Below are 9,318 nucleotides of genomic sequence, written 5' to 3'. Positions count from 1 at the left end.
TAGATCATGGGCTTGTCGTAGACCGGCAGCAACTGCTTGGAGGTCACGAGCGTGAGCGGGTACAGGCGGGTGCCGGACCCGCCGGCGAGGATGATGCCTTTCATATTAAAATCCAATCCATTTTGATGTAGCTATCGCTGCTTCTTCAGTTTGGTCAAACATGAAGCAACGCTTTTCAGCGCAGAATGATTAAGCAAGAGATAGCCAACGTAGACTAATGCATATAGAATCGCCGCAGTTCCACCAGATAAAAGCTCAGTGAACAAGACAAAAGCGGCTGTAAGCAGGATTTCCTGAAACGGCCTAGTTGAACCAGGGGCGCTAAGCTGTTCGTTCAGATAGAGCTCGGACCACAACGACCTGCCAATAATGCAGATAACGGCGCCACACAGGACGGCGTCGAGTGAGTTAAGGACAAGAACACCGAATATAGAAAAAACAGCGCTACAAATAACAGTGACGATATTCAACTTCAGGAGCAGCTGTTCTTTACGAAGTACCTTGAAATAGGTAGTACAGCAAAGGCTCATCTTCGTATTGAAGACGCATATCGGAAGTAAGAGCGCAAAATATCTAAGGCTCTCGGCATATTGAGGAAGCCACGCCCCCAAAAACCAAACCATAGGGAAATAGAACAAAAAGATTGCAGGAAAAATGAGTTCGATGGCATTTCTTATGCCAATGTAAAAACGAACTCTCTCCTCATCAGAACCTGTCCTAAGAGCAGGAAATAAGACCATGCTCGCCTGCGAGACAAAAGTGATAAAGAAATTGACAAGAGAGAGGGAGAACGAAATTTTTGCAAAGGCGACGATACCCCAAAAATGATCGATAAGAAACCTAGATACCCCGAGGATCAGTGTGTCGGCGATGTTCGCAATCATCAGCTTTACGCCGACGATGATACTGCGGATACCGTCCTTAAGCGAGTTGCCAAAAGACACTGATTTAGCACATAGGATATCCCTGCCCATCCAAGAGCAATATATGAGCGCAATAATCTTCGAAACGAGATACGCGTAGACATAGGGATGGTAGTCCGAAACCTTAAATCCAATTAAACCAAGGAGCGGAGCCAGAAACACCAGCCTGTCTAGCATTGTAGAAAACGAAAATAGCTTAGTTTCGTTCATAGCCTGAAAGACAAAGCCCAAATAACTTGTCAGGTTATAGACGACGGTGTAAAGCGCAAAAGACGCGATAACAAATACTCGATTTGCGTCATCGACAAGAGGCAGCGAAACAAAAGTGATGCCGAGGCAAATCACTGCCTGGAAACAAGCACCGAAGATATACTGGGATTTTATTGAGCTCTTATCGATTTCATCACGAGAGAGACCCCCGTTAATCAAGTAGACACCATCATTCAGGCCAAGGTGAAAAAAGCCGGAATAGGTCGTATAAAACATGAACAGCTGCCAGTATCCATAATCAGCAACACCAACGATTTTCGGTACGAGCAGCGACATGACAACACTGACCGATAGAGAAATAAACTGTGCAGCAAACGCAATCATAGTGTTGCGTGCAATAGACGAATAATTCATTCAACCTCGTTTGTTTAAACTAACATCCTTGATTTATTCAGAAATCAAAAAAGGGCCTGACTCGCACAAATCTGAATACCGAGCACTCGTTCTACCCAGAACGAGTCCACAGGAAGCAAACAAGATAACCGTTGGCACCCACCAACCAAGCTCACAATAAAATATGAGCTCCGCACAGCATATACAGGAGACGGTAAATAGTACTTGATCGAGTTCGCAACCCGACCTGAACGAACCGATGCCAGCGGAAATTATCAAGAATACAAAGCTACAAATTCCAAGAAAACCATATTCATACAGCATTGCAAGGAAACCATTATCCACCGTTGAAAAACCGCTAATTTCAACCGTCGTGCCCAGCATAGTCATGCGACTACTGCCAAAACCATTTCCAGTAAGCCAAAACAGCGGCCTGCTTAAAAAGCTATGAATAATATAGGCAATGGCTCCGGAACGCTGGCTATATGAAACATCAGTTTCAAGCTCACCAAATCGAGAAGCCACAAAGTTAAACAGTCCAAACTTGTAGAGAATGAAAACGAGTAGCAATACAGTTGGAATTAAAAGGGCAATTAAATTCCATTTAGAATACTCGGGGTTCTTTAGGCGAAAGATCAGGTACACCGATGCTAAATCAATGAGAATAATCCATGCGCTACGACTCTTTGTCAGAAGCAGAGCGACCAAAAGAACTACAGAGTATAAGAGACGTTTCATCCTGCCCGTCTCCAATTTATAGTTGATTACAACAGCAATAACTATCATTTGGCCAAATACGATTGCATGACCGAAAAAGCTACGCAGTCGATACAAGGATGGATTATCAATCGTTACAGTTTGCAGAAAAGAAAAGGAACCATTTGTAACTAGTCGTTGACCTAAAACAATTTCAAGGACAAAGCTAAAAAGGCAGGCGAACACCATAACGTTGCGAAGCATAAGCAATGCAGACTCAACCCAGTCATCGTTCTTTACTTTACCGTAAATATAACCAAGAAGGATGCAAAAGAAATACGAGCAGACCGTAAGGAGGGATTCATTAATGCTTCGGGACGTAAACGCAATGGCAGAAAAGAAAACCATCGCGCCCATAACGACAATGGGAATAGCGTTATTTAAAAACACTTTGTAGAGGCGCCCAGAAAGAACTTCTTTGAAAACGAGCAATCCTAGAGCAGAAAAAAATAGTCCTTTAACGGGAGAAATGACACTTAAGATTGCGGCAAAAATCAAAATAGTGAATTCATTAGTAAATAGCTCAAGCATTCTAAACACCTACTTACTGTCACAGGAACTGATTAAGGCCTTAAAATCACCAAGCAGGGAACGATTTGACAGTTCATACTTACGGTATTTTAGAATGGTGCCTAAATCACTTATTTTTAGGCCACCTACGAGCAAGTGCAAACGGGCATTTAAAACAGAACCGTAATGCTCTATATGCGCAGAAGATATACGATAATCGCCAGGATTACTACTGCAGTATTCTTCTAAAACCTTAGAAAATCTCAAGCACATCCCTATCTCAGCAACACGAGATTTCTTGTCAATATGTCGCATCTCAGTTGCATTAGAGTCATGCCTGCGGAACCGAATCAAGGGCTGATTTAGAAGTCTGAGGGTCCCCTTCAGTAATGAGAAGCGCCATAACATACCGTCATGCGCAAAATCATCCTGCCAATATGGCATGATTTCCCTTATAAAACTCGATTTAACGGCATACGAACATCCGGGGCGCCGTACCGACATAAACTTGCTATCGAAAACCGGAGTCTCCAAATCGTCCAGAGGTTTGGAATCATCGACGGCACCATAGACTGTTACTTTTTTACCGCCGCACTCATAAAACGGCTCGACGGCGCAGCTGAGAACCTCAATCGAGGGGTCCTTCTCGAGGATTGAGGACATCACAGCGATTTTATCGGGTTCCCAGATATCATCCTGGTCGCACGGAAAGACGATTCCATCGTCTATAGATGCAAGGTCGAGAAGCCGCTTAAAGCTCTTGCGCCAGCCGAAATTAGAGCGGTTCTTGTTGATGGTCCAATTACCGAGTCCGTGTTCCTCGATATATTTGACAATGAGATCGAACGACTCGTCTGTCGAGCAATCATCCGCGATTAGTACTCGGTCCGGAGACACGGTCTGAAGTCGCAAGCTGTCTAGCTGCTCAGTAAGATATCGTGTGCCGTTATAGACTGACATCACAACCGTAACCATTAAAACCTTCATCCAATTAATGCTCAGCTATTAGCTGATCGTAAATACTTATAAGACGTTCAACATATGCGGTCTTTTCAAGGCAGCTGAAGTCCGCCTTCTCAACCGCTTTCCTATAACGAGAACAAACATCAGGGTCAAGCATATTGACCATTGCGTCAGATAGCGACTCGGCACTGCCCGCGCTGAAAATTTCGCCGAGGCCTTTCGACCTCACAAAGGAGGCCGCATCGCCGACATCCGAAACGATACACGGCAGGCCGGCAGCAATCATTGCTTCATAGGCGACGAGCCCAAACGTCTCTCGACAAACCGAAGGTATAACGATCGCACGTGAGCGTCCCATAACGGAAAGCACTTCATCATGGGACAGCGCGCCCATGAATTTGATATCCGGATAGCTGTCCGACAGCCTCTTCAGTTCGGTACCGTCACCGATGACGATAGCTTCCACACCGGCCCTACTGGCGGCTTCGCAAAATAAATCGCAGCCCTTTTCAGGGCTCAGGCGACCAACGAATAGGTAAGCCTCGCAATCTGCATCAAACCCATGCTGGAATTTGTCCGCATCGACGTAATTTAAACAGTCGAATCGCTCGGCATCCCATGTTAGATAGGGCTCAATCAAACGACGACTGGAATCTGAAACGAAGGCGACAGCCGGGCGCAGCGCTCTCAAAACATAGCCCTGCACGGAAAAGCGAACGGATCGATACAGTTTTTGGATATATGAGCGCTTGTCACAGTTGTGCAGCAGGCACTTCGGAGAACCGGGGGCAATTCCGCAGTTGCAATGATTCACATAATCGTAGAGTCCACCGTTAGAACAAACGAGGAAGTACTCATGGGCTGTGATCAGGCACTTGAACCCCCGTCGCCCTATGGCCGTGAATATCGAGGGAGAAAGGGAGTGCGTCCAAGAGTGAACGTGGACGACCGTCGTCTTCGGATCGAGCTGCTTCAGTAGATCATCCAGCGCTGTTTCCGAGCGCCTGTTCCAGATACCCTGGACAGCGCCGGAGACGCCTCCGTTCAGGACGTCGTTCTGCCCGCAATTGACACAAACAACGCCCGATTCGATTAAGGAGGAATCGGGGTCACCCAACGCTGAAAAGAAATAGCTGTTGACACCTATCCTCGCCAGAGCAGCTGCTGTTTCGATTGCGATTTTTGAAGCTCCGCCCCCGATATGGGGACGGTCGCAAATCGTTATCACTGTGGTGAAGTTACTCATGCACGGTCCTAGGTTTGATAGATCGGACAAACCGCTTTACACGCAGGCGCATCGACGGGGGGAGCAGCATTTTCAGACGGTCGAAAAGAGTCGCATTCGGCGCCAGGACGGAATCAAAGACTTGTAATCCTGTAGCCTCGAAATGCTCGATAACGGCATCGCGCCTTTCCTCAAGATCCGAGCGCTTATTAGGATCTTCATGCAGCAGCACATCATCCGGAGCAAGGCCGTTGTTAGAGTAGGCGACGCAATCGCTTATTTCATCGATCAATTTTGCCCCGCGCTCGGTCTTCACGATAACGGCCGAAACACCCTTCTCGGGATGTCCGCAGTCTTGGACAGACTCAGAACGCCAGGAATCACCGAGGATGATGTCGGCAGGACTGTCGCACCCTCTGAAAGGACAGCCGTAGCAAGACGATCTGCTGATCAGGCCTTTGATGTAGGAACCATAAAACGGATCGAATGCAGCGGGCCTCTTTATAATCCTGCCGTCGGATAACTCGATTTTTATGTTATGGCCCCATCCGAATTTCGATTTATCTCTAAAAGTCAGTGCGGTGACATCGGACTTCTCCCGAAGCTCGAGCCAGTCAACATAGGAACGAAACATGGAAGAGCTTGGTACACCGTGGCAAACAACGCTGACGGTTGTCAGCCCATCCATCGGTTTACCCAAATAGAGACGCAGCGCGGAAACCTGACAAGGAGTACCGCTGAAGAGGACTCGCTTGCCGGATTTGAGATCGCTGAGCACTTCGGGATACGATTCGCTAGCATCGCTCTGAACATATTTGGACTTTTGCAGGAGCGCGATATCGGCAAGCTCGGATATACCGATATGCCTGACGCAATCGACGCCATCCCAGGCGGCGCCGTAAACGCGCCCGCCGTCCGATAGTATCCGTTTCGCAAGAAGGGAGAAGACGCCGCCGGACGAACTTTGCGCGAGCTCGTCCGGGTCATCGCTCTGCAAGACAGCGGCGCGAATGGCCTCCGAGTCCGCGTCGACTTGGTTTTCCGCCGGACAGGTACGCAGGCAAAGACCGCAGGAGGTGCATCTCGCTGCGTCCACCACGGGATATTCGAAACCGTCGGGCGAGGTACGCATAGTAATAGCGGAAAAAGGGCATTTGGCCGCGCAAGCCCCGCAACCAAAGCAGGCCCGGTGAGAAACTGTGTCGATGTTCTTGCTCAAGCTAACTTCCCCCTATTGCTCAAGAGCATCCAAGAGCCATTTTTTCGAAAACGTGATGAGCGACTCCACGTCGGACAGTCGCTTCTCATAGCCCTCGATTTCCGTAGCGTTCATGTGACTGTCATAGCCATCTAGCAGACGATCCTCGGTATTCGAGAGCCTCGAGAGGCTCTCGACTCGAGAGTTTTGAGAGCGCTTGTCGGTCTCCTCAAATCTCTTGAAGCAGTAATAGTCTTTGCGGAAAATTTGAGAAAACAGCGTACCGTGCAGCGAATCGGTTAACACGAACCGCGCGCTCGCCAGATAAGCGAGCCATTCATCGGGACCAAGCCCGTAACGCGGATTGAGCTGCTCGTCGACAGCATTTTTACCTGAACCGACAAGCGTCACGACCTCGCAGCCGAGCTCTTTTGAAATCGAATCGACAGCTTTCCTGTAAAACGGCCTATTCCCAAGGAAATAGCAGACGATTTTCCCGGGCTCAGGACATTTACCGTTGATGAGCGGGGCCCAGTCCTCTTTCGACAGGAGCAGGACAGGGTCCACAACCTGTGAAGGGCGCTCGAGACCGAGGGATTCGACAAAATCCGCGCCCGCATCTTCACGAACAGACACAGAGCTGAACGTTTTAATCAGATCGGTAATGATCTTTTTCTTCCTCTGCGTGGTGCTCGTGACACCGAAGCTGGGTGCATACGCGATTCTCTTATCGCTGTCGCTTAGAAAAGAGAGATAGAAATTTCTATTCAAAAGATAAGGGGACCAGATTTGATCAGATCCGCAGACGTATGCATCGTATTTTCCCCGTAAATCGACCAGTCCGTCTGTATCGACAATCCGATCAGTGGTCTCGATGTTCTGGCTCAAAAAGCGATTGAATACGTCAGCCGTCGAGGATCCGAAGTCATCATGTTCCTTCTTGCGATTGAATAGCTCGCGTGCTTTGCCAGCAAATAAATCGAAGGAGTTCCGGTTGATCGCCCAGTTCAGTAGCTTTTCTTTAACGCAGGGAAGATAGTCGGCGTCGACAACGTCATGCCCTTCTGCCTTCAAAAACTGCTGTAGGGCATAAGCCTGAAGCAACGTACCGAAATTTTGATTATGGAGCCACGTTAAAATACAAATATTCATTAATTCACCGTTTCAAATAACTTCAGGTAGTACTCTTCGAGCTTGGGCGCTGCCCTAAAGATGTCATAAGATTCAAGCCCCAGAGATGCTTGGGGATCGGAACGATTAACGACATCTGTGCGTGTGGTAAGGATCGCATTGGACCAGCCCTCAATGCCCGCACTCAACGGAACGAAGCTGCACCGACCGGATAGCGCGACCTCGTTGGGGACCCTCTCAGAGCAGATGCACGGGAGACCGGAGACCTGGGCCTCAATCGCGACCATTCCGAGGCCCTCGTACAGACTAGGGAGAACGAATAAATCAAGCGCCTGATAGACGTCCTGTACATTGGAAATCTGACCGAGAAAACGCACCGCTGACGCAATTCCCAGCGAGCGCGCCTTTTCCTCCGCCTGCGGTCTCAACTTTCCATCGCCGCAGATAACAAGGATGGAATCAGGATTCTGAACATAAACCGCCTTGAAAACATCAAGCAAAAACAGCTGGTTCTTCTGGGGGATAAACCTACCGATATTCCCCAATACCAGCGTATCGTCCTGCGCTCCAAGCCCAGCACGTTGCTCATCCCTAATCGATCGATTGAAAGAAAAACTGCTCAAATCGATAGCATTATTAAAGACGGTAAAATGGGATGAGCCGAACAGCCATTTACCGGCATACTCAGTACAGGCCGCCAAATCAGTTGGATACCTTGTCGAAAACAGTTTCAAAAAGCCTTTAAGGGCATTTTTTGCAAACTCGCCTTTGCCGCTCGTCGAGTGGCTGTGGGCGATACGCACGGGTACCCCTGCCTTCTTCGCGGCGCGAAGCGGAAAGACAGAAAGCGCGTTGATATGGCTGTGCACTATCTTCCAGCCCTCTTGCGTAAAAAGGCTTTGAAGCTCTCGCTGATATTCAATCGCATGCTGGTAGGGCGGAATCTCAAAGATTCGACCACCAAGCGATTCGATCTCTTCACGTGGCACGAGCGTCGAATCTGAATCGACAAGAAAATCGAACTGGACTTTACTTCGGTCAATATGGCGATAATAGTTCATGACAACGGCCTCGACGCCGCCGCCAACCATCTTGCCAACAACCTGGGCTACCCTAATCGGTTCAGTCATCTAGCAAGCACCGCCACCGGTAAAGACCTCAACGACTGTGAGGAGAACAATCTTTAAATCGGTGACCACGCCGCGTTTGGCGATGTACTCCAGGTCGCGTCGGACCATGCCGTCGAAGTCGGTGTCGTTGCGGTCCGTCACCTGCCACCAGCCGGTGATCCCGGACTTCACGGCCAGGCGCTTCAGGTCGAATTCTGTGTACTCGGCCACCTCATTCGGCAGCGGCGGGCGCGGGCCCACCACGGACATCTGGCCCAGGAACACGTTCAGGAACTGCGGGAACTCGTCGATGGAGTGTTTGCGGATGAACTTGCCGATCCTGGTGACGCGGGGGTCATCCTTCATCTTGAACATGGCGCCGGCGATCTCGTTCTGTCCCTTGAGCTCAGCGAGGCGCTCGTCGGCGTCTTTGTACATGGAGCGGAACTTCCACATGCGGAAGGTGGACAGCCTGCCGTCGCGATGGGTCTGGCCCACGCGGATCTGGCTGTAGAACGGGTTGCCCTCGCTCTCCAGACGGATGGCCGCGGCCAGCACCAGACTCGGAATGGCGATTACGGCCAGCACGCAGCCGCTGAACACGATGTCGAAGGCGCGCTTGACGGTGCGGTATGCCAGGCGCGTACGGTCCCAGTCCTTCACGGCCTGCATGGCCTTGTAGCGCACGCTCACCTCGCCGCTGTTCATGGGCTGGGCAACGAGCGCGGCCCCCACCGACGCGTTTTGCCCTGTCGCTTCTTTAGTGGTCAAGTTCAAATCCACGTCCCTGTCCCCAGGGGTCCCCCAATCGATGAATTCAAAAGGCTCTGTTAGACCAGGATTGACATGCCGACCTGCCGGCTAACTCGCCGTCTCCCCGTCGGGCGCCGGCGTCTTGAC

The 9,318-nt window shown here is 49.8% G+C and carries 9 protein-coding genes; all 9 read right to left on the bottom strand.

What is annotated here, in order from left to right:
* The coding region (locus tag I1969_RS10605) for a sugar phosphate nucleotidyltransferase (protein ID WP_267471237.1) at positions 1-104 on the bottom strand (104 nt) is incomplete at its 3' end.
* A 27-nt stretch (positions 105-131) separates the two neighbouring features.
* Positions 132-1,547, bottom strand: coding sequence for an MATE family efflux transporter (locus I1969_RS10600; RefSeq protein WP_195235094.1), 1,416 nt, complete (start codon positions 1,545-1,547; stop codon positions 132-134).
* A gap of 33 nt (positions 1,548-1,580) precedes the next feature.
* Complete coding sequence (locus I1969_RS10595) at positions 1,581-2,813, bottom strand: O-antigen ligase family protein (RefSeq protein ID WP_195235093.1); 1,233 nt, start codon at positions 2,811-2,813, stop codon at positions 1,581-1,583.
* A gap of 9 nt (positions 2,814-2,822) precedes the next feature.
* Entirely contained in the window at positions 2,823-3,767 is a 945-nt protein-coding gene (locus I1969_RS10590) for a glycosyltransferase (protein WP_195235092.1), read from the bottom strand.
* Positions 3,768-3,783: 16 nt separating this feature from the next.
* The gene (locus tag I1969_RS10585; RefSeq protein WP_195235091.1) at positions 3,784-5,001 is read right to left on the bottom strand and encodes a glycosyltransferase family 4 protein; all 1,218 of its coding nucleotides are present in this window, start codon (positions 4,999-5,001) and stop codon (positions 3,784-3,786) included.
* Complete coding sequence (locus I1969_RS10580) at positions 4,994-6,199, bottom strand: Coenzyme F420 hydrogenase/dehydrogenase, beta subunit C-terminal domain (protein ID WP_195235090.1); 1,206 nt, start codon at positions 6,197-6,199, stop codon at positions 4,994-4,996. Before I1969_RS10580 ends, I1969_RS10585 begins: the two co-directional genes overlap by 8 nt.
* A 12-nt stretch (positions 6,200-6,211) precedes the next feature.
* A complete protein-coding gene (locus I1969_RS10575) occupies positions 6,212-7,330 on the bottom strand; it encodes a polysaccharide pyruvyl transferase family protein (protein ID WP_117629447.1) in 1,119 nt (372 codons plus the stop codon).
* A complete protein-coding gene (locus I1969_RS10570; protein WP_195235089.1) occupies positions 7,330-8,439 on the bottom strand; it encodes a glycosyltransferase family 1 protein in 1,110 nt (369 codons plus the stop codon). The genes I1969_RS10575 and I1969_RS10570 overlap by 1 nt, the downstream gene beginning before the upstream one ends.
* Positions 8,440-9,189, bottom strand: coding sequence for a sugar transferase (locus I1969_RS10565; protein WP_229028400.1), 750 nt, complete (start codon positions 9,187-9,189; stop codon positions 8,440-8,442).
* Positions 9,190-9,318: the final 129 nt, after the last annotated feature.

The organism is Collinsella aerofaciens, from assembly GCF_015548375.1.
Lineage (GTDB): Bacteria > Actinomycetota > Coriobacteriia > Coriobacteriales > Coriobacteriaceae > Collinsella > Collinsella aerofaciens_AB.
The sequence above is the reverse complement of the archived record's forward strand: the minus strand, read 5'-3'. Positions and strand labels throughout refer to the sequence as shown.